General features: G+C 60.3%; 19 protein-coding genes. 2 read left to right on the top strand and 17 right to left on the bottom strand.

All coding sequences use genetic code 11. The features are described 5' to 3' along the window. Position 1 precedes the first annotated feature (1 nt). The 15 genes from ZBI01S_RS00470 to ZBI01S_RS00400 all read right to left on the bottom strand — a co-directional run bounded on the left by ZBI01S_RS00470 (position 2) and on the right by ZBI01S_RS00400 (position 15,973). Positions 2–748 carry a 16S rRNA (uracil(1498)-N(3))-methyltransferase gene (locus tag ZBI01S_RS00470; protein ID WP_066054793.1) on the bottom strand — a complete coding sequence of 249 codons (747 nt, stop codon included), beginning with the start codon at positions 746–748 and terminating at the stop codon, positions 2–4. After that, positions 749–1,843, bottom strand: a complete 1,095-nt coding sequence (gene dnaJ / locus ZBI01S_RS00465) for a molecular chaperone DnaJ (protein WP_066054790.1) — start codon at positions 1,841–1,843, stop codon at positions 749–751. A 19-nt stretch (positions 1,844–1,862) separates the two neighbouring features. Further along, on the bottom strand, positions 1,863–2,876 hold the full coding sequence (gene hrcA / locus ZBI01S_RS00460) for a heat-inducible transcriptional repressor HrcA (protein WP_066054787.1): 1,014 nt from the start codon (positions 2,874–2,876) through the stop codon (positions 1,863–1,865). A gap of 162 nt (positions 2,877–3,038) precedes the next feature. Next, complete coding sequence (gene hemW, locus ZBI01S_RS00455) at positions 3,039–4,274, bottom strand: radical SAM family heme chaperone HemW (RefSeq protein ID WP_066054784.1); 1,236 nt, start codon at positions 4,272–4,274, stop codon at positions 3,039–3,041. After that, on the bottom strand, positions 4,264–4,992 hold the full coding sequence (gene thyX, locus ZBI01S_RS00450; protein WP_083524362.1) for an FAD-dependent thymidylate synthase: 729 nt from the start codon (positions 4,990–4,992) through the stop codon (positions 4,264–4,266). The genes hemW and thyX overlap by 11 nt, the downstream gene beginning before the upstream one ends. Positions 4,993–5,094: 102 nt before the next feature. After that, the gene (locus ZBI01S_RS00445) at positions 5,095–5,556 is read right to left on the bottom strand and encodes a tetratricopeptide repeat protein (RefSeq protein WP_066054778.1); all 462 of its coding nucleotides are present in this window, start codon (positions 5,554–5,556) and stop codon (positions 5,095–5,097) included. Further along, entirely contained in the window at positions 5,553–6,317 is a 765-nt protein-coding gene (dapB, locus tag ZBI01S_RS00440) for a 4-hydroxy-tetrahydrodipicolinate reductase (protein WP_066054775.1), read from the bottom strand. The genes ZBI01S_RS00445 and dapB overlap by 4 nt, the downstream gene beginning before the upstream one ends. A 95-nt stretch (positions 6,318–6,412) precedes the next feature. Continuing rightward, positions 6,413–7,012 carry a histidine phosphatase family protein gene (locus ZBI01S_RS00435; RefSeq protein WP_066054772.1) on the bottom strand — a complete coding sequence of 200 codons (600 nt, stop codon included), beginning with the start codon at positions 7,010–7,012 and terminating at the stop codon, positions 6,413–6,415. Further along, positions 7,009–8,355 (bottom strand): M16 family metallopeptidase, encoded by a 1,347-nt coding sequence (locus ZBI01S_RS00430; RefSeq protein WP_066054769.1) that lies wholly within the window; start codon positions 8,353–8,355, stop codon positions 7,009–7,011. The genes ZBI01S_RS00435 and ZBI01S_RS00430 overlap by 4 nt, the downstream gene beginning before the upstream one ends. Before the next feature lie 309 nt (positions 8,356–8,664). Further along, positions 8,665–10,932, bottom strand: a complete 2,268-nt coding sequence (locus ZBI01S_RS00425) for a polyribonucleotide nucleotidyltransferase (RefSeq protein ID WP_066054766.1) — start codon at positions 10,930–10,932, stop codon at positions 8,665–8,667. A 261-nt stretch (positions 10,933–11,193) separates the two neighbouring features. Next, positions 11,194–12,369, bottom strand: coding sequence for a cystathionine gamma-synthase (gene metB, locus ZBI01S_RS00420; RefSeq protein ID WP_110477012.1), 1,176 nt, complete (start codon positions 12,367–12,369; stop codon positions 11,194–11,196). A 173-nt stretch (positions 12,370–12,542) separates the two neighbouring features. Then, on the bottom strand, positions 12,543–13,562 hold the full coding sequence (ppk2, locus tag ZBI01S_RS00415; protein ID WP_370664355.1) for a polyphosphate kinase 2: 1,020 nt from the start codon (positions 13,560–13,562) through the stop codon (positions 12,543–12,545). 344 nt (positions 13,563–13,906) lie between these two features. Next, positions 13,907–14,176, bottom strand: a complete 270-nt coding sequence (gene rpsO, locus ZBI01S_RS00410) for a 30S ribosomal protein S15 (protein WP_066054760.1) — start codon at positions 14,174–14,176, stop codon at positions 13,907–13,909. 150 nt (positions 14,177–14,326) lie between these two features. Continuing rightward, positions 14,327–14,695, bottom strand: coding sequence for an FKBP-type peptidyl-prolyl cis-trans isomerase (locus tag ZBI01S_RS00405; RefSeq protein WP_066054757.1), 369 nt, complete (start codon positions 14,693–14,695; stop codon positions 14,327–14,329). A gap of 36 nt (positions 14,696–14,731) precedes the next feature. Further along, positions 14,732–15,973: a PrsW family intramembrane metalloprotease gene (locus ZBI01S_RS00400; RefSeq protein WP_083524361.1), complete on the bottom strand. Its 1,242-nt coding sequence runs from the start codon at positions 15,971–15,973 to the stop codon at positions 14,732–14,734. Here ZBI01S_RS00400 and ZBI01S_RS09940 point away from each other — a divergent pair. Next, complete coding sequence (locus ZBI01S_RS09940) at positions 15,972–16,520, top strand: hypothetical protein (RefSeq protein WP_066054752.1); 549 nt, start codon at positions 15,972–15,974, stop codon at positions 16,518–16,520. The two genes, ZBI01S_RS00400 and ZBI01S_RS09940, sit on opposite strands and share 2 nt — an antisense overlap. 343 nt (positions 16,521–16,863) lie before the next feature. Here the strand turns inward: ZBI01S_RS09940 and ZBI01S_RS00390 are convergent, their stop codons facing one another. Together ZBI01S_RS00390 and ZBI01S_RS00385 are read right to left on the bottom strand one after the other, a co-directional pair. Continuing rightward, complete coding sequence (locus ZBI01S_RS00390; RefSeq protein WP_370664354.1) at positions 16,864–18,369, bottom strand: aspartate ammonia-lyase; 1,506 nt, start codon at positions 18,367–18,369, stop codon at positions 16,864–16,866. Positions 18,370–18,466: 97 nt separating this feature from the next. Then, a complete protein-coding gene (locus ZBI01S_RS00385; protein ID WP_066054745.1) occupies positions 18,467–20,617 on the bottom strand; it encodes a DEAD/DEAH box helicase in 2,151 nt (716 codons plus the stop codon). Positions 20,618–20,990: 373 nt separating this feature from the next. Here ZBI01S_RS00385 and ZBI01S_RS00380 point away from each other — a divergent pair, with 373 nt between their 5' ends. Next, the gene (locus ZBI01S_RS00380; RefSeq protein WP_066054742.1) at positions 20,991–21,671 is read left to right on the top strand and encodes a maleylpyruvate isomerase family mycothiol-dependent enzyme; all 681 of its coding nucleotides are present in this window, start codon (positions 20,991–20,993) and stop codon (positions 21,669–21,671) included. Positions 21,672–21,772 lie beyond the last annotated feature (101 nt).

The following is a 21,772-nucleotide window of genomic DNA, read 5'->3' as shown; positions in this document are numbered from 1 at the left end:
TCTAGCGATCCGTGTCCCAGGAATCCTGGCGAGTCAGTAGGGTCGCGATAGCTGCCGGTCCCGCCGTCGAGGTGCGCATGATGCTGTTACCCAAACGCACGCGGATGGCACCGGCCGATGCCAACGCGTCGAGTTCTTCCGAGGCAATACCGCCTTCGGGGCCAACCACCAGTGCCACGTGGCCGGATGCGGGCAGCGAGACCGTCGCGAGCGATTCCGTCGCCGTTGGGTCGAGCACCAGCACGCGCATATCGGCAGCCAACGCCGCCACTTCGTTGGTGGAATGCAACGCAGCAACCGGAGGCTGCCAACGACGAATCGATTGCTTCGTGGCTTCCCGAGCAATCGTCTGCCACCGCTCCTGCTGCTTGGCGGCCTTGGCCGGTACCCATTTCACGATCGACCGTTTGGCTTGCCACGGAATGATCCCGTCAACGCCGAGTTCTACTGCGGCCTGTACAGCCTGTTCATCGCGTCCGCCCTTCGCCAGGGCTTGGACCAACGTCAGCTGCAGCGCCGGTGGCGCAATTGACTCCCCGACGTCCCTTGCCCGAACCGTGAAACTGCGCTTGTCCGTGTCGGTGACCTCGCAGGGCACCGAATATCCAGCACCGTTAAGCAGGGTGATCTGTTCGCCCACCTGCAGGCGGGCGACCTTCACCGCATGCTCGGCTTCATTTCCCGAAACACGGTGAGTTTGCCCAGCCGCAAGCGTAGGCAACTGATCGTCAAGGTATGCGTGTGCCACTTAGCGGCCAAACTTTCCGCGCAGGCGGCTAAACAGCCCGTGCTTCTGCGTCGACAGCTTCGGGTCCTGCGCACCGTCGAGTGTCTGGAACTCACGCAGCAGATCCTTTTGACGCGCATCCAGCTTTGTCGGGATGCGTACCTGCAGCGTGACTTCGAGGTCACCACGCTTGTTGCTGCGCAGATGCGTAATACCGCGGTCCGGGATGCGCAGCAGGTCACCCGGCTGCGTGCCCGCCGGGATGTCGAGCGCGATCTCACCATCAAGACCCGGAATCGTGGTCGAGGTACCGAAGACCGCATCCATCATCGAAATTTCTACCAGCGCGGCGAGGTTGTCACCCTCGCGGGTAAACGTTTCGTGCTCGCGAACGCGGATTTCGAGGTAGAGATCGCCATTCGGGCCACCGCCGGGACCGGCCTCACCGTAACCAGGCATGTGCAAGCGCATTCCCGAGTCAACCCCGGCCGGAATGTCAACCGGAATGGTTGTGCGCGCACGAACGCGTCCCTGCCCGTGGCAGTCGCCACAGGGCTGGTCAATGACGTCACCGTAGCCCTGGCACACCTCACAGGGCGCCGTGGTGACAACCGGGCCAAGCACCGAACGCACCTGGCGTCGAACTTCACCGGCACCGTTGCAGTCCGTGCACATGCGCGGCGAAGTGCCCGGTGCACAGCAGGTGCCGTCACAAACCTCGCAGCGCTCAGCGGTGCCGACTTCTACGTCCTTGTGCGTACCGAAAATGACCTCGTCGAGCGTCAGATCAAGACGGATGAGGGCGTCCTGGCCGCGCTGCGCGCGCGAGCGCGGCCCGCGGCTGCCGGCTCCCCCGCCAAAGAACGCGTCGAAGATATCGCCAAAGCCGAAACCGCCACCGCCCATGCCGCCAGCACCACCGTGGTCATATTGCTGACGACGCTGCGGGTCCGACAGCGTGTCATACGCTTCGGTTACCGCCTTGAACTGCTCGGCGGCCTCAGGCTCCGGGTTGACGTCCGGGTGCAGCTTTCGGGCAAGCTTCAGGTAGGCCTTCTTGATTTCGGCCTGAGTTGCGTCACGGGATACCCCGAGTGTTTCGTAGTGGTCAGCCACTGGTTGATTCTCCAGGTGTTTAAGGGGTTGGGTCGTCAAAAACTCGCCCGAGATAGCGGGCTACCGCACGAACTGCGGCGATATTGCGTTGATAATCCATGCGTGTCGGGCCAAGCACACCGACATGGGCGTTGCCGCTCGCCGAGCGGTACCCTGACGCGACAATACTCGTTTCTTCGAGCGAAGCATCCGGGTTCTCATGCCCGATGGAGATGGCGACTTCGTCCTCGTCATCAAATTCGGCAATGAGCCGGATGAGCGTCACCTGTTCTTCGATCGCTTCGAGCACCGGATAGATGGATGAGAAGTCGCGCTCGCGGCGGGCAAGGTTGGCGGCGCCGGCGATCACTAGGCGGTCGTCACGGTTCGAGAGCACCTGGGCAATGAGCACCTGAATGATTTCGTGCGCTTCTTGCCCAAGCTGGGCATCCGCATACAACTGTTCGAGCGTTTGCACGGCCTGTTCGAGTCGCTGTCCCACGATCTGCTCGTTCAACACATCGCGCAGACGCAGGAGCACCGGTTCGGAGAGCTCATGCTGCAAATCCAGCACCTGCTGCTGCACACGACCGGTGTCGGTGACGACAACAGCGAGTACCCGATGTGCCGTAAGCGAAACGAGTTCAAGGCGGTGCACGGTCGCTGCATGCAGCGATGGCAAGTGTCCGATCGCGACGCTGCCGGTGAGCTGCGCGAGCGTACGCACCGACCGAAACAAGAGCTGTTCTGGGTCGGTGTTACCAGATACAAACGTCTCGATAGCGCGACGCTGAGCCGTGGTGAGCGGCCGAATGTCGGCGAGCTTGTCGACAAACAGTCGATATCCCTTGTCGGTGGGAACCCGACCGGCCGAGGTGTGCGGGGCATGAATGAGTTCAGCTTCTTCGAGCAGCGCCATGTCATTGCGAATCGTGGCAGCCGAGACACCAAATTGGTGTCGTTCGACCAGTCGCTTTGATCCGACCGGTTCGCTCGTTTCGACGTAGTCGAGAATTAGGGCGCGGAGCACTTCAAGACCACGGTCGCTGACCATGTTCGGCTCCTCTCACTGCGCAGAAAATTAACGACAGCGCCGGGCGAACAACAATGCCGACCGAACGCATTAGCACTCTCCATTATTGACTGCTAAATTCCGTTCGGCAACGACCCCCTGCGTCACAGCACGGGTTGCCGCACGATCGCTTGGCCAGTTTCGCTATGGGCACAGCCGACGCGCCACGATGTCGGCAAGGAGGCGACCGCGCAGCGTCAATACGATTCGCCCTTGCAGCGCCAAGGCGCCATCAACGAGCCCGTCGGCGATGCACGCTGCGATTTCTGCCTGCACATTGGCACCACCAAGCGCACGCAATTCAGAAACGGCAATTCCGCTGCGCAATCGGGTCTGCAGCAGGATGCGTTCATCCGCCCGCTGTGTGGCGTCAAGCAGTTCGTGTCCCGCTGCTGGAGACTCGCCTTTCGTAAGTCGAGTGGCATAGGCGGTGGGATGCTTGACGTTCCAGAAGCGAACGCCATTGATGTGGCTGTGCGCGCCGGGACCGAAGCCCCACCAATCGGTGTCCTGCCAATAGGCAAGATTGTGACGGGAAGGATGCGCACCATCGCGCGACCAGTTCGACAACTCGTACCATTCGTACCCCGCTTGCGTGAGTGTCGCATCCGCCAACTCGTACATATCGGCTTGCAGGTCATCGTCGACCGGGGCAATTTCGCCGCGGCGAATCTGGCGCGCGATCGCCGTACCGTCTTCGATAATGAGCGCATACGCCGAAATGTGGTCCGGTTCGAGGCTGCAAGCAAGGTCGAGGGATGCCTGCCAATCGGCAAGCGACTCCCCCGGCGTTCCGTAGATGAGATCAACCGAAGTCGACAGTCCCGCCGCTTTCGCTGCCGCAACCACGGGCGCCACGCGCTCCGGATCATGCGTTCGATCAAGCGTGTCCAATACGTGCGGCACCGCAGATTGCACGCCGAAACTAACGCGCGTTACGCCTCCGGCGGCGAGCCGACTCAGGTAGTCAGCATCCACCGAATCAGGGTTTGCTTCGACGCTCACTTCAGCGCCGTCAACGATGCCGAAGGTCGACCGCAGCTGCTGCAACACCTCGATCAGCGATTCTGCAGGTAGCAGTGTCGGGGTGCCACCGCCGAAGAACACCGTACTCAGCGGGGCGTCATGACCGAGCTCGTCGAGCACCGTGCGAGCAAGGGCAATCTCAGCGCCAAGACTTGCTGGATACTCGCGCGGGCTAGCGCCAGCGAGTTCGGTCGCCGTGTAGGTATTGAAATCGCAGTAGCCGCATCGCACGCGGCAGAACGGAATGTGCACATATGCACCAAATTGACGCTGGTGGATGCCGTCTGCCACCGAAGCAGGCAGCGCGCCGGATGCGGGCAGCGGCGCGCCGAGCGGTAGCGCGCTAGGGGGCAACGCGACCGTTTGCCTGGAAAGTTTCGGCAGTTACCGGCATGCACTCACGCCAGAATGCTTCCATCTTCTCGGCGCACATCTCAATTTCGCGCTGCGGGAATGATGGGAACGCAGAAGTCTCGTCTTTGGTGCGCAGTGACAGGAAGTTCATCAGCGCACGGGCATTCATCGTGACGTACATCGACGAGTAGATGTTCAGCGGCAGCACCATGCGAGCAACTTCACGCGCAATGCCAGCGTCGAGCATCTGCTCGTAGCTGCGGTAGGCGGCAGCCGACTGTTCGCGAATCTGGGTCGCCACTAGGTTCGTCTGTGATTCGTTGCCCGGGAAGAACTCATACTTGCCCGGCTTACCGCGCTGGATGAGGTTACGTTCCGGTGCCGGCACATAGAACACCGGTCGGAGCTGGCGGTAGCGGCCAGATTCTTCGTTGTAGCTCGCGATGCGGTGACGCTGGAACTCGCGGAACACGAAAATTGGCGCCTGTACATAGAACGTGAGCGAGTTGTGTTCGAACGGAGTTCCGTGGCGGTCACGCATCAAGTAGTTGATCAGACCACGGTCTCGGGCGGCGAGTTCTTCGTCGGTTCCGGCTTCGGCGAGGGTCTGCTCGCCCACGGTTGAGACGCGGGCAGCGAACAGGACATCGTTGTCGGAGGCCTGAGCTCGAACGAGTTCAACGGTTACATCGCTGCGGAATTCGATTTCGTCAGTCACGGGGAACAGCCTACGTCAATTCGCTCGCTGCACCAGACTCGCGGCCGCGGCATGTCTGCACATGCCACGGAACCGCATCCATGCTGCGGCACCCAACGCCATCTAGTTGCGCGTGCGTTCCATTGCGATTGCCTGCCGCATCGTGCGACGCGCCCGCACGGTGTCACCGGATTCACGGTACGCAAGGGCAAGCAGTACCCAGTTTCGCCAATCGTTTGGTTCGGCTTCGACCCGTGCCTTCCACTGTTCGAAGTCGGCATCGGCGGCGGCGCGTTCGCTGCGCCCCGACGGCAACTTCGGCAGCGTGTCTTCCGGCAGTTCACCGGCTTCGGCAAGCTGCGCGACAAGGCGGTTGCTGTCGGCCACAAAGCGCAGATCCTTGATGACATAGATCACACCGAGCAGTGGGAATACCACCAGGGCGACACCCATGATCGGCGCAAACCACAATTCGTCTCCCGCAGTGAGCAGCGCCCACACTATCTGGCCGATGGCGACGAGATAGATCGCCATCAGCACGAGCAACACCAAGATACTGATCTTCGCGCCATTCACCTTCGTCATACCGACTCCTTGGTGGTGCCGCCAGCCGCTGTGCCCGACACTGTCCAAAGTCCCAGCAATTCGCCGAGCCCCACGGTAATGCCCGGACGTGCGCTCACTCGGCGAATAGCCAAGCCGATGCCGAGATCGTAGGCCGACGGCGAGAGGGTCTCATGGCGGATGGTCACGGTCTCCCCCACACCGCCGAGAATCACTTGCTGGTCGGCAACCACGCCGCGAAGTCGCAGCGAGTGAATCGGAATGCCGGCAACGACCTGACCGCGCGCATCCTGGTCGACGTTGTTCGCCGCCACCGGTGTGTTTCGGGCGGATGCGATCCCCTCGGCCGTGCGCACGGCCGTACCGGAAGGTGAGTCGACCTTGTGTTCGTGGTGCGCTTCGATGATCTCGATCGAGTCAAAGTGCTGCCCGGCAATGCTGGCAATATGGCTCGCGACCACGGAGCCGACCGAGAAGTTCGGCACCACCAGCACGCTGCGGCCCTCAGGCAGGTCGTTGCTGAGCGAGGCGATGCGGTCGGCATGCCAACCGCTGGTGGCGATTACCGTGTCGATGCCGTTTTCCAGCGCATAGCGAACGAGCGTTTTTGAGGCCTCGTAATGGGTGGCGTCAACAAGGACGTCCGCGCCCTGCATCGATTCGAGCGGCGTGGATGAATCCATGGCGGCGTGCAGGTGCAAGTCTTCGGCGGCCTCAACGAGCCGAGCGATCTGACTGCCCAGGCGTCCGGTGGCGCCGGCCACAGCGACGGCGATGGTCATTGTGTGTCTCCTTCGTACGAAGCGATAAGCAAGTCTGGGCAGAAACCGGGTGGCGTGGTCGCAACAGACGACAACACTAATGCCGGCCGCATCCGTTACACCGGCGGCGACCAGCTCATGCCAGTGCGATCCGCGTCGGCCAGATGCGAGCAGTCACCAAACAGGGTGAGTTCATTGGGGCGCGTCGAGCGCAGGCGCAGCACGGTCAGCGCCGTATTCCCGGTTCCCAGCGTGAGCCAACGCCACTCGGGAAGCTCGAGCGCGTGCGCGACCAGGTAGCCGATCACGAAGTTGTGCGTCACCAGCAGTGTGTGCTGGTCTTCGCGAGTGTGCGTCATGAACGCGCCAACCGCATCCTGCATCTGTGCTTGGCCGGCTTCAACGACAGAGTCGTCGACACCCGAGTAGAAGCTGGCGTACGCTTCTGGCGCCGTTTCTGCGGGCGACGGGATGCAGTCGAAGAGTAGGTTGCTCGGTTCGATTGCCGGACCCTGCGTGTACTGATCGATGATCAACGCCGTTTCGAGCGCCCGATCGAGCGGTGAAGTGAATGCCTGGTCAAATGGGACCCGAGCCAATCGACGCCCAATGGCGTGCGCCTGCGCACGACCGCGCTCCGAAAGCGGCCCATCATTAATGCCAAACTCGGCGTTCTGCTGCTCGCCATGGCGTACCAGGTAAATGAAGTGGCTCATGCCAGTGCCTCAAGCTCGTGCCGCGCCGCCTCGGTGAGCGGCCCGATCGTTTCGCTGGTAAACGACTGATCGGTCAAAGTTTGTGCCAGGGCACGGATGTCCTCATTGGTGACTTCGGCCATGCGTGCGACGCCCACGTCGAGGTCGGCGAATTCGCCGAGCACGAGTTCGGCACGGGCAAGGCGGTTCATGCGGGCGTGCATCGACTCGAGTGCGAGTGCGCCGCCGCCGGCTCCGGCGCCCTTGGCATCGGCGAGTTCTTCTTCGCCAACGCCGTCGGTTGCAAGCTTTTCGAGCTCCGCACGAATCACACGCACTGCCTCGGCAGCCTTGTCCGGCATACAAGCGGCAGAGATGCCGGTGACACCGGTGTCAGCGTGGCTGGCTGCGAACGAATAGACCGAATAAACAAGTCCTCGACGTTCGCGAACCTCGTGGAAAAGTCGCGACGACATGCCGCCACCGAGAATGTGGTGCATGAGACCGAACGTGTGACGTCGCGGGTCACCGGATTGCAGACCCGGGGCGGCGATAATCAGGTTCGTTTGCTCGAGTTCACGGTCGATCGCTTCAAATAGCGATCGACGAGTTGGTACGAACGCGTCGCGGTAGCGTCGCGCGATCGGTTCACCTGGCGCGTCGAGGTTCCAGCCACCGCGCACGAGCCCGTCACAGAGTTGACGCAGGGCAGTGTCGTGGTCGACGTTGCCGGCGATGGCGACAACCAGTGAGCGTGGCGTGTAGTTGCGCTGGTAGAAGTCCCAGACCTCGTCGCGGGTGCTGGCGAGGATGGATTCCGGGGTGCCAGCGATGGGTCGACCGAGCGGGTGGTCGCCGAAGAAGTTTTGGTAGAACCGCTCCCACAGCACGTCGGTGGGGTCGTCTTCGGTCATGGCGATTTCTTCAAGAATCACGCCGCGTTCGAGTTCAAACTCGTCGGTGTCGAGCAGTGAGCTCGTCAACATGTCGGTGAGCACATCGATCGCCATACCGAGATCCTGGTCACGAACACGCGCGTGATAGACCGTTTGCTCGCGCGAAGTAGCCGCATTGAAGTCGCCGCCGACACGTTCAAATTCCAGCGCGACACGACGAGCGTCGCGCGTAGGCGTGCCCTTGAACAGCAGGTGCTCAAGAAAGTGGCTCGAGCCGTACTCACGATCGGCTTCATCGCGCGATCCGAGCGGCACGTAAAACCCGATTGAGGCCGATGCCGACCCGGGCACGTGTTCGGTGATCAGACGCACACCACTCGGAAGCACCGTTCGCTGCAGTCGCGAGCCACCCGCAACGGTGGCGTCAAGATGCGGGAGGTCGAATGGGAGCGGAATGGCGTTTGTCATAGCGCCCCTACCCTACCCGCACCGAGCGTCCGGCTCGGCCACAACACTGCATCAGTCGCATCCAATATCCCTCGGTGGATGCACCGGGCACGGTGGTGCACGCATGATTCGTTTGCTGCCCCCTCCCGTTGGATCCCGTCATCGGTCGTGGCTGTCCGTCAGCAGGATGCGAAAACCGGGGCAATACGCAACTCTTACGAGTTGGCATTGCCCCGGTTATTCGATATCGCGATTACGCGATCGACAAGTTCATACCGAGACGGTGGCTAGGTGATCGGTGGTATTCCGCTCACGTAACCAGTGTCGGTATTACTCAGCGTCGTCTGCGGCTGGTGCGTCGGCAGCTTCCGAATCGCCTTCACCCTCGGCGAGCACTGGCTCGAGCGAAAGCTTGCCGCGGTCGTCAACCTTGGTGATGCGAACCAGCAGCTTCTGACCGACCGAAAGCACGTCCTCGACGTTTTCGACGCGCTTGCCGCCGACGAGCTTGCGCACCTCAGAGATGTGCAGCAGGCCGTCCTTACCGGGCAGCAGCGAGATGAACGCACCGAAGCTGGCGCACTTCACGACGGTACCGAGGTACTGTTCGCCAACTTCTGGAACCTGTGGGTTCGCAATTGCGTTAACCGCGTCACGAGCTGCTTCAGCCGATGGACCATCGGTCGCGCCGATGTAGACGGTGCCGTCGTCCTCAATCGAGATGTCGGCGCCGGTGTCTTCCTGAATCTGGTTGATGACCTTGCCCTTAGGGCCGATGACCTCACCGATCTTGTCGACTGGTACCTTGACCGAGATGACGCGTGGCGCAGTTGCAGCCATTTCGTCTGGTTCAGGGATGACGGCGATGATGGCCTCGTTGAGGATCTTCGTGCGAGCGTCGTGCGCCTGCTTGAGTGCGGCGTCGAGCACCTCCGAGGGAATACCGTCAAGCTTGGTGTCGAGCTGGAGTGCGGTGATGAAGTCCGCGGTACCGGCAACCTTGAAGTCCATGTCGCCGAGGGCGTCTTCAGCACCGAGGATGTCGGTGAGCGCCTGGTACTTCATTTCGCCGTCAACTTCAGCCGAGACCAGACCCATGGCGATACCGGCAACCGGTGCTCGCAGCGGAACACCGGCGTTGAGCAGCGACAGCGTCGATGCACAGACCGAGCCCATCGAAGTCGAACCATTCGAGCCCAGTGCTTCCGAAACCTGGCGGATCGCGTAGGGGAACTCTTCACGCGTTGGCAGTACGGCGACGAGTGCCTTCTCGGCAAGGTTTCCGTGACCGATTTCGCGACGCTTCGGCGAACCAACGCGGCCGGTTTCACCGGTCGAGTATGGCGGGAAGTTGTAGTGGTGCATGTAGCGCTTGGTGGTAACCGGGCTCAGCGAGTCGATCTGCTGCTCCATCTTGAGCATGTTCAGGGTGGTTACGCCCAGAATCTGCGTCTCACCACGCTGGAAGATGGCCGAACCGTGCATGCGCGGAATGACCTCGACCTCAGCGTCAAGCTGACGGATGTCGGCAACGCCACGGCCGTCGATGCGCAGACCTTCGCGCAGGATGCGACCGCGTACGACGTCCTTGGTGACCGACTTGTAGGCACCCGAAACTTCACCGGTGGCGTGTTCGTCGAGTTCACCGGCTTCGACCTTGGCGGCGATGGCTTCCTTGACGCGCTCCTTGAGTGCGTCATCAGCGTTCTGGCGCTCGACCTTGTCGGCGATCTGGTAGACGTCAACCAGTTCCTTCTCGGCGAGTTCGGCCACGAGGGCACGTACCTCGTCAGAGTAGGCAGGGAAGGTCGGGTAGTCCTGAACTTCCTTGTTGACCTGATCAGCAACCTGCTGCTGTGCATTGATGAGCTGCGTGATGAACGGCTTCGAAGCTTCGAGGCCCTGGGCCACGACAGCTTCGTCCGGCTTAACGCCACCGTTGTTGATGTTCTCCCAAGCGTTGTCAGGAGCCTGTGCTTCAACCATCATGATGGCGACGTCTTCGTTACCCTCGGCGTTGGTGACCAGGCGGCCAGCAACGGTGAGTTCGAAGGTAGCGTCAGCGAGCTGCGAGTGGCGCGGGAATGCGACCCACTGGCCGTCGATGAGCACGATGCGTACCGCACCGATTGGGCCCGAGAACGGCACGCCCGAGATCTGCGACGACATCGAAGCCGCGTTGACTGCGAGCACGTCGTAGGTCTCGTCCGGTGCAATCGAGAGCACGGTAACCACGATCTGAACTTCGTTACGCAGACCGTCAGCGAACGACGGGCGCATCGGGCGGTCGATCAGACGGCAGGCAAGGATTGCCTCGGTCGACGGACGGCCTTCGCGGCGGAAGAACGAGCCAGGGATCGCGCCCTTGGCGTACGAACGCTCTTCTACGTCTACGGTCAGTGGGAAGAAGTCAAAGTGATCCTTTGGCTGCTTCGAGACGCTGGTCGCGCTGAGGAGCATGATGTCTTCATCGAGGTAGGCAACTGCCGAACCCTGCGACTGCTGGGCGAGACGGCCGGTTTCGAATCGAACCGTGCGGGTACCGAACTTTCCGTTATCAATAACGGTTTCGGCGAACTTGATTTCAGGACCTTCCACAAGGTCTCCTTTCTTCGTGTTCGCGCACCGACGACTGACCATCAGTAGAAATGCCCCGGCACGCATCCCGCAACAACAAATTGCACGCTGGTCCGGATCATCACCACCGAAGATCAGTCAAGACTTCGGTGCACATCTTTATGAACAGCTCCGAGCCTAGCAGCGGGAAAGCTGCCAAATGTGTGTGACGTCCCGAGAGTTTGCACCCACGACCGAATATTTGCGTTGCGCGATGCCTACCGCACCACAATTCCGTCCGGATTAAACTGCGGCAACGACTTCGTCGGCACGAGCCAATCCATTTCGAACATCTGCAATGAGTTCATGAACCGGATCGATCCCCACCGAGAAGCGCAAGAGTCCCGGTGTAATGCCTGCAGTCGCTTGCGCCTCGGGCGTCATCGAGGCATGGGTCATGGTGGCGGGGTGGGCAACCAATGATTCAGTACCGCCGAGTGATTCTGCCAACGAGAACAATTGCAGCCCTTGGGTGAACGCCTGCACCGCAGCTTCTCCCCCGCGAAGCTCAATCGAGAAGACCGCACCGAATCCGTGCTGTTGTGATTGTGCAAGCGAGTGTTCCGGGTGCGTGCTGAGTCCAGGGAAGTGCATCTTGGCAATTGCGGGATGCGATGCAATCGCGTCGACCAATTGTTGGGCGTTTGCTTGGTGTCGCGCGAATCGCAGTTCAAGGGTGCGAAGTCCACGAAGCACCAAGTGGGAATCAATTGGGCTTGCAGTTAGCCCGAGCACATTTGCCCAATAGTCGAGTTGCTCGGCGAGGCGCACAGTTTTCGCAATTACCGCACCCTGCACGACATCGGAATGCCCGTTGAGATACTTCGTGACCGAATGCACAACGACATCGGCACCGAGTGCCAGTGGCAATTGGCCGAGTGGTGTCAAGAAGGTGTTGTCCACCACCACTGTTGCACCAAGCCGCTTTGCCGTCGCACTAACCGTACGAATGTCGGTAATACGCAGGAGCGGATTAGACGGTGATTCGATCCACACCAGTTTGGGGCGGATGTGGCCAAGTTCTTCGTGCACATTTGGCGCCGTGAAATCTACTGGGAAAAATTCGAAGTGGTGCCGTGCGCGGAGTTCTTCGAAGAGCCGCCACGATCCGCCATAACAATCGTGCGGATAGGCAACGCGGTCGCCCGGCTGCAATTGCGCGAGCAGGACCAGCGTGATGGCCCCCATCCCGGTTGCAGTGATCGTCGCACCGGCGCCGCCTTCAAGATGTGCGATGGCATCGGCTAAACAAGCTCTGGTGGGATTACCCGAGCGGGTGTAATCAAATTCCCGCGGCGAACCGAGTTCACGAAACGTAAAGTTCGTTGACAAATACAGCGGGGGCACCACCGATCCAAATTGCTGATCAGAATCGAGCCCCGCACGAATTGCTGGAGTTACGGAAATTGGTGATGACATGATGCTCCCTTTGCGTGCGATTGGCATCCGTATATCCACAAACCGATAGTTGGCGGATGCGCGTTCGTGTCAGTGAGCGTATGGAGCGCAACGAAGTGACGCCATGCGAAAGTCGCATGGCGTCACAATTCCCGTCATATTCGGTCACATGAACTGTGCCGAATATCACCGGCCTATTCGGCGGCCATGTTTACGTTGGGGAACTCACCCGATGGCTGCTCACCATCGTCGTAGATGTCGCGTGGCGAACCAACGATGCGTGGATCCGGCTTGCCAACAACCGAGTGGTCCTTGTTCGGGTAGTCAAACTGGCTGAGCACGTGACGCATCGCTTCGAGGCGCGCACGCTTCTTGTCGTTCGACTTGATGACCGTCCACGGCGACTCGGCAGTGTCGGTATAGAAGAACATGGCTTCCTTGGCAGCCGTGTAGTCGTCCCACTTGTCGAGCGATGCGAGGTCAGTCGGCGACAGCTTCCACTGGCGAACTGGATCGTCACGGCGCGACGCAAAGCGCGAAAGCTGCTCGGCACGGCCCACCGAGAACCAGAACTTGATGATGTGGATTCCCGAGTGCACGAGCATCCGCTCAAACTCTGGGGCCGAACGGGTGAACTCCAGGTACTCCTTCGGCGTGCAGTAGCCCATGACGCGTTCGACACCCGCGCGGTTGTACCACGAGCGGTCAAACAGCACGATCTCACCGGCCGAGGGCAGGTGCTTAACGTAGCGCTGGAAGTACCACTGCGTGGATTCCTTCTCGGTCGGCTTCTCGAGAGCTACCGTACGGGCACCACGTGGGTTCAAGTGCTCCATGAAGCGCTTGATCGCACCGCCCTTACCGGCGGCATCGCGACCCTCAAAGATGATGACGACCTTCTCGCCAGATTCCTTGATGTGCGTCTGCAGCTTCAAAAGTTCGATCTGCAGCTTGCGCTTCTGACGCTCGTAGATCGGGCGACTGAGCTTGCGCTGATATGGGTAGCCCTGGCGCCACGCATTTGGGTCACCCGGCTTGCGGTGGCTCAATTCACCGATTTCATCAACTTCAGGCGTCATATCTGGGACACCGGAAGGATTCATCTTGTAGGTATCGGGTGCATTTGCGCCAATGGTCTGCAACGTTTCCGTTGGAGACTTCTCGACCATCGCTTCATTCGCAGGCTTGTTGGGTTCTTCTGTGCGCTTTGCCATACCTTCTACCCTATGGCGAATTCGCGGCATTCGGCAGGATTTGCAGCATCTCTATGATCACGATGTGTGAATGCACCGCTGATTCGGTGGAGATGCTGCAACGTTCACAGCAAATCACGCTGGCGGATGCGTAATGTTGCGATCCCCTCGGAATCTTGCCGGTCGCAAAGCAGATTTTCGCCGGTCTGAGCAGCAACGGATGCGCGATGGCTCGCATCCCAAGAAAACGCACGCGCCGAATTCACGAAGAGAAACACTGGCCGGAAAACCAAAGGGTGCCTCCGCAATTACGAAGACACCCTGGTGTTCGTCAGGCGTACCTGACAGTGATCATTTGCTCGAACTTATCGACGCAGACCGAGACGCTCGATCAGCGCACGGTAGCGCTCGATGTCAAGGCCAGTGAGGTACGTGAGCAGTCGACGACGCTGACCAACGAGCAGGAGCAGACCACGACGCGAGTGGTAGTCGTGCTTGTGCTGCTTGAGGTGCTCGGTCAGTTCGTTGATGCGGGCGGTGAGCAGCGCAACCTGAACCTCGGGGCTACCGGTGTCGCCCTCGTGCGTTGCGTATTCTGCAATGATTTCCTGCTTCTTCTGAGCGTTGAGTGCCATTGGCGTATGCCCCTTTCGTTCGCTGCGCGGCGTTCCTAGTCGTTGTCTAGGAACTCTCTCTATCCGCGGCCGTTTCACGGCAACCTGTCCATGATAGCACTGATGCCCGCGTCCCAGTGACGGGCGCGGGCATCAATACTGCGGCGGTGATTACTTAACGCCGAGCAGGTCAATAACGAAGATGAGTGTGCGACCCGAAAGCGGATGGCCCATGCCGGCTTCACCGTAGGCAAGTGCAGGAGGCACGACAAGCTTGCGGCGGCCGCCAACCTTCATGCCAGGAATACCGAGCTGCCAGCCCTTGACGAGCATGGCGAGCGGGAACTCAACCGACTGGCCGCGCGACCAGGACGAGTCAAACTCTTCGCCGCTCTCGAAGTCAACGCCGAGGTAATGCACGTCAACGGTCGAGCCGGCCACTGCTTCAGCGCCGTCACCAATTTCAATATCTTCGATCTGCAGTTCAGCAGGCGCTGGGCCTTCTGGGAATGCGATTTCTGGCTTCTGGAGTTCAGTCATAGTGAGAATCGAACCACACTTTCGCCAAGAGTTCCCTTAGGCCTGTGGTGATTCCGTCGGTGCTTTGGCGTTCGTAAGTTCGTTCAGCAGATTGCGATCGGCCCGAGTCTGCTCGAGCAGTTCCTTCTCACGAATGCGGCGCTGTCGGTCGCGTTTGTCAACGGATGCGTGCTCTCGCGCGAATGCGAGACGGGTTGCGTCGCGTACAAACGCGAGCAGCGCATCCCGAACCGCTGGCGACTGCTGTTTCGCCCAAGCGACTGCGGTCTTGCGTTCCTGCCAGTTCGAAATCATGCGTACTTCTGAAGCCGTGAACCAGCCGGCCCGGCGGTACTCCCCCAACCGCATCCGAATGATCTCTTGATCCTGAAATTGCAATTGCACGAGCACGTAGCCAAACAGAATGAACAACGGCAATTGGAACACTGCGTACGAAATGATCCAGGCAAACGGATTGTTCGGGTCGACACCAATGAACGGCAACAGGTAGAGGCTGCCACCGTTCCACATCGAGTGGAGGCCGACCGCCACGACCGTGCCGACAAGACCGGCGATTACGAAGTGCAGCGGTTCTCGACGTCGAACCGCCCAGCCTAACGCCAGACCGATTGCGCCGGTAAAGACCACGTGAGCGAACGGCGACAGAATGCCGCGCACTACGAGCAGCCACACAAAGTCGAGCCCGGTCGAACCTGACGATGCGAAATAGACGATGTTCTCGGTGAACGCGAAACCGCTACCAATCATGGCGGCATATACAAACCCGTCCAAGAGGCCGTGCACTTCACGCCAGGCGATGAGCAGCACGATCACGACGCCGAGCGACTTCATGATCTCTTCGACGACCGGTCCTTGAACCAATAGCGAGAATGCTTCGATGTCCATGTTCTTCGCAACGGTGGATGCCGCCACCTCAAGCAGAAAGTTACCGGCGATCAACGTGCCGAGAATCGAAGCACCGCCACCCCAGAGAAAACACATGGCCAGCAGGAGCGGCGGCTCTGGCTCCCAACGGTCAAGCCAGTGCACGGAAAACCACACGATCGCCAACGGCACCAGTGCCGGGAACGCCATCAAGATGGCCGATGCTTCCCAGGTCACCAGCAACCAACCGATGGCGATCAAACCGATTACCAGCACAATTCCGAGCACCAAGAGCCAAATCAATGGGGTACGCCGAGCGCGGCGGAGTCGCCGCTTGATGCGAATGTCGGTAGTGCTGCTCAGAATCATCTTGCCCAGGGTAATTGGTGTTTGTGGCGTTAAATTGGTGCGCATGAAGCGCGTCTTATTTTGTCTTGGACTTTCCGCCGGATACGTACTTGGTGCCCGCGCCGGGCGCAATCGCTACGAGCAGATCAAGCGTGTGTCGGTGAAGGCCGCGAACTCGCCGACCGCCCAGCGAGCACTGGGATACGCACAGGCGGGTGTTGACCAGGTATCGGATGCGGCAGCTCGCTTCTCCCGCCAAGCACCGTCCTACCTCGCCGATGCGGCCGAACGTCTCGATGCCGCGACGGCACCGCTGACCGAGCGCGTCAACGCATCGGTAAAGGATGCATCCGAGCAGCTGAAGCACCTGAGCGAGAGCGTCACTGCAGGCTCACGCCAGTTGCCGAACAAGATCGCTCACACGGCCGAGTCACTCAAGGACCAGCTCACGACACAACTAAGCGAGTCGACCGAGCGAGCCCGCGAACGGCAGGCCCACGACGTGCTGAGCGCCGCAGCAAAGCGTGCAGCGCTCTTGGCGGAGCTCGAAGAGTCGCCGAGTGATTCGATGCTCGATGAAGCACATGCTGACCGCCGAAACTTGAACGAGTAACGCACTCCCGGTTCACGAAGCGCCGAGGTCGCGGCGACGGACATCGCAGCCACAGTCACGGCTGCAGCAACCACATCCGAAACATAGCGAGAATGTGCCCTAATCACGCCCGATACGGGCACATTTTGACCCCAAAACCGATAGGACTCATGGTGGCGTGATGCGGTGGGTGCGATCGGCCAAACACTGGGTATACAAGCCTGCGGAAACAGACGAATGGCGCGAGACAAACAATTTGTCTCGCGCCATTTCTATCGCTGTGGCAGTAAGTGAGCGGAAGACCTAGGACGATCTTCCGCTCAATTACTGGGCGTCCGGTGTGATACCGGATGCGGTACCTCGCTTAGGCGATCGGCGAACCGAGTTCCTTCGGGTCGAGCGAGTCAATCTTGCGCTCGAGTTCCGCGATCTCTTCGGCGGTGAGGTTACCGATCTCCGAGCTCTCCGGGAACTTGCCGGCAAGCGCTTCTGGCTGCAGGAGTTCCTTGACGCGGTCGGCTTCGAGCAGACCCTCGGCGACGACCATGTCGGCAACCTTCTGGCCGGTCTTGAGCGCGGTCTTCGCGATGCGCGAAGCGGCAGCGTAACCGATGTGAGGGTTGAGCGCGGTCGAAACACCAACCGAAGCAGCAACCTGAGCTTCCGAGAACTCCTTGTTCGCGGTGATGCCGTCGATGCAGTTGACGCGGAGCGTGCGCATGGCGCGGCGCAGCCAGGTCGAGTTCTGCATGAGTACGTGCATCATGACCGGCTCGAAGGCGTTGAGCTGCATCTGGCCAGCTTCGGATGCGAACGAAACAGTAACGTCCGAGCCGGCAACTACGAAGGCAACCTGGTTAACGGCCTCAGGAATAACTGGGTTGACCTTACCCGGCATGATCGACGAGCCGGCCTGGCGTGCAGGCAGGTTGATTTCGCCGATACCGGCCTGTGGGCCCGACGAGAGCAGACGCAGGTCGTTGCAGACCTTCGAAAGCTTCATGGCGCCACGCTTGGTGACGTGCGAGAGCGACATGAACGAACCGGTGTCGCTGGTGGCCTCGATGAGGTCGCTCGCGGTTGAGAGGTGCTCGTAGCCGGTGATTTCGCGCAGGTGGCGAAGCACAGCCTCGGGGTACGCCTCTGGTGCGTTGATGCGGGTACCGATAGCGGTTGCACCAAGGTTGATCTCGAGAACCATAGGCAGAACGTCGCGAATGCGGTCGATGTCTTCACCGATGGTGGTTGCCCAGCCGTGGAATTCTTGACCGATGGTCATTGGTACGGCGTCCTGCAGCTGCGTACGGCCGACCTTGAGGATGTCCTTGAATTCGAACGCCTTCTTCATGATCGAGTCTTGCAGCAGCTCGTACTCAGCGAGCAGGTTCTGCGTCGAGTGAACGAGGCCGAGCTTGACGGCAGTCGGGTACGCGTCGTTGGTCGACTGCGAAGCATTGACGTGGTCGTTAGGCGAGATGTATTCGTAATCACCGAGTTCGCGGCCGGCAAGTTCCAGCGCACGGTTGGCCACAACCTCGTTAACGTTCATGTTCGAGCTGGTACCGGCACCACCCTGGATGACACCCACGACGAACTGGTCGTGCAGCTCACCGTTGATGATGTCCTGGCAGGCGCGGTCGATCAGGTCGGCACGCTCTGCGTCCAGGACGCCGATTTCCTTGTTTGCACGAGCAGCAGCCTGCTTGACCTGTGCGAAACCGACGATGAAGTCGGGGTAGACGCTGATCTGGCGACGAGCGATGTCGAAGTTTTCAACCGCACGGGCCGTGTTGACGCCCCAGTATGCGTCAGCAGGAATCTGCATCTCGCCGATCGAATCGCGCTCAATGCGGAATTTCTCAGTAGTCACTGTCATTCTCACCTTCGTTGACTTTGCGGCAGCTATGCCGGCCTTCCCAGCATACGGCGAACGTCATTCATTTACGAACGCAGCAGCTAGCTTGTACCTAGCGTAGGGACTTCCCCTGTAAAGCGAGCAGAAGCATCCGGACAATTGCCTCAACCTGGATGTCTTCACTTGCGGTTGCTTCGGTGTCGGAACCATCGAGCGCGCGGGCCGACAGGCCCTGCTTTGCGTCAATGAGTTCTGCCACGTGCGCGTCCACGGTCTGAGCAGCGAGGATTCGCCACGCCGTGACGGGTGCTTCCTGGCCGATACGGTGCACGCGGTCGATGGCCTGCATCTGCTCGGCTGCAGTCCAGCTGAGCTCGGAGAGCACGACGTCACTGGCCACCTGGAGGTTCAAGCCGACACCGGCCGCCATCAGCGAGCAGACGATGATCTGCGTGTCCGGATCGGTCTGGAACTGCGTAATGGCGCGTTCACGCGCTGCCGGCGATTGATCGCCACGGATGCTGACGGTGCGCAAGCCCTCTTCGGCAAAGGTGTTCTCGGCACGGTCCATCACCTCGATGTGCTTCGCGAAGAACACCACCTTGCCCGCCGAGTGCGCCAGTTGTGCGGTGTATTCGGCAGCCAGCTGCGCCTTGGCGAGACCAATGCGGTGGAGCATCGCGAAGATTGAATCGCCGGCGCTCGAGGCTTTAGATTCCTCGACTTCCTGGCGCGCAAGCATCCGCAAGCGGTTCTCGTCAACAGTATTCGCAGGCAGCCCAGCAGCGTTCAGCATGTGTCCGTAGCGCTTCAGGAGTCGCGCCACCAGCAGCTGTTCTGCCTCACGAATCGAAATGGCTTCGTCGCCGTCGATCTCCACCGGCATGTCGATGACACGCTTCGATGGCAGTGACTTCGCCACATCGATCTTGCGGCGGCGAACGATGCCGAGCTCGATGACCGCGCGACGTGCGGCCGCAGCGAAACCGGGGTCGGATGGGACCAGTCCAGTTTCGTCGAGGGCGTCAAGCAGGATTTCGGTCGGCTTGTCATCCGCATCGATCCAGCCGAGGAACTGCCAGATGGCCTTGAAGTCCTCGACATCGTTGATGAGTGGTGTACCGGTCAAGGCCATCATCAGCGGGTGGTCGCCGGGGATACGGCTGCGAACAAGCTCCGCCAAGCGCAATACGAGCTGTGAACGCTGCGACGAAGTGTTCTTGATGAAGTGCGCCTCATCGACAACCATGCCCCGCAGGCCGAGGCGCTGTAGCCAACCAATGTGTCGGTCGAGGATCTCGTAGTTGACGATGAAGACGTCGCTGAAGGCATCAATGTCTTCACCGTCGCCGGTGATGACCGTGGCGCGACGCCCTGGCGTCCACCGCTGCACTTCTTGCTGCCAGTTGGTCTTCACCACGTTCGGCACCACGCACAGCAATGGATACGCGTTTGCGACCGATGCCGCCAATAGTGATTGTGCGGTCTTCCCCAAGCCGGGCTCGTCGGCAAGCAAAATGGATCGCTGGCCAGCACGGATCGCTTCGACCAACTGCGCCTGGTGTGGCATGAGGTCAAGGTTTGCCGGAGTGACTCGATCGAATCGAGGCACGTCCGGAAGTGTCATACACGCTGCGCCGCCGCCAGCACCGGTGGCAAACGCTTTGAGTAGTGGGCCGAGAATCTCCCAGTTTTGCAGTCGCGAATAGTGCGGTTCATTCGGGCGAATGCCAGCGAGGTTTGGCGACAGGAACGGATTCGCACGAACACGCGATTTCACGGACGTTGGCATGACCTGACGTTCACGAATCTTTTCAGGCAGCACTGCCTGCGTCGGCTCTACCTGCTCTGGTTCTTCTCCAACAACCATCTCGACACCACCGGCGAACAGCATCTTTTTGCGCAGTTCGCGGGCCTGTGGCGTGGTCGGTGCTTCTGCATCCAGCAGCTGAATCAACGTAGTGTCACGAGCTGCGGTCTTTGCCAAGATGGCAGCCAGACCGTCCAGTCGCTTCATCGCCTCATTGCGTTCGCCTGCCGAAACGTCGTCGGCGGTCTTGAGTCGTGCACGTTCCTCACGCATCAGAAGTGCGACCACCTGGAACTTGGTGCGCATGGCCGGCGAGATTCGCCCACGCATGGCCGCCGATTCAACCTCGCGCGCGGCCTTCGCCAGTTGCGGGATCACTCCGGTGTTGTCGAGGTTTCCTCGACGACGTCGATTGCCGTTTCCGGCACTCCGTTGACGCGATTTGGGCGACATGCGCCTCCTTCAAGCAGTAACAAGCAGTTGCTCCGCAATTTGCTCGTATCCCCGTGAAGCCACATCCGGCTCCCCCGCATGTATCGGAACCCGAAACGGCACAATCAGCGAAGCGATTGCACAGCATCCGGAGTACAAGTCGAGCGTTGCAGTTCGGTAGCGGCCTAGCGAGTCAGAACAGTGCGGCCTGCGGTACCGCTTGCATCTTAGCAATACTTAACGTCGTTGCGGATGAACGACCGAGCCCTGCTGGTATTTCGCAATGGATGCGGTGCCTCGCGCCGATTTGCGCCGGTGAATTCAGTCTAGAGAACGGTCCTCGAGCTACGGAACTTGACCGAAGCTCCAGCCAGGAAAGGGTATAACTATCGGTATGGCCAATGAACGCGAATCGGTACGCCCCACTGCCGGGGTCATTTTCTCGCGTCCAGCCAAGCGTGTGTCCGGTGACTGGAGTGCACACATTGCGACAACGCTCGATCGGCTCGCAGATTTGCTTGATGCCTGCAGCGACGCGCAATGGAATGCGCCGAGTATGTGCGATGACTGGCGCGTACGAGATGTCGTAGGCCACTTGATTTGGCGCCTCGGAAATCGCACGACTACCGTGGCTCGTGTTGGCGTCATCTCGGGTTCGCCGAAGCGAACATTCGCGGCCGTAGCTCGTGATGTCGCCGAGGCTGAACCGCACGAACTCGTCGCGCAATTGCGAGCGATTGCAGCCGGCAAGCTCGCTGGCGACGGCCGTACCGGTCTCATTGAGCTCACCGAAGCCATCGTTCACGCTTACGACATCACCGAAGCGCTCGGCCTCCGTCTGCGCTTGAGCCCGCGTTCAACCGGTGCGGTTGCCCTCGCCCAAGTGCGGCTACCGATTCCACTCGGCAAGAACCGCGTGGCGCGTCGTCATACCCTGCGAGCGGTCGATGCCCGCTGGCAGATTGGCCGTGGCTCCCCCATTGACGCCACCGCTGGCAGCATCATCATGTTCTTGTTTGGCCGCATCGACCGCACGGCGCTCGAAGCCGCACTCAGCGAGTACGAAGACCGCTAGACAGCAAGACCCGCTAGTCCGCAGCGGGATAGTTCAGCACGGTAGTTCAGCGCGTTAGCCCGGCCAGCGTCGGCACCAACCGATCGTTGCTGTGACGGCCG

This window comes from [Zimmermannella] bifida NBRC 103089, assembly GCF_001570925.1.
GTDB lineage: Bacteria > Actinomycetota > Actinomycetes > Actinomycetales > Microbacteriaceae > Gulosibacter > Gulosibacter bifidus.
The sequence above is the reverse complement of the archived record's forward strand: the minus strand, read 5'-3'. Positions and strand labels throughout refer to the sequence as shown.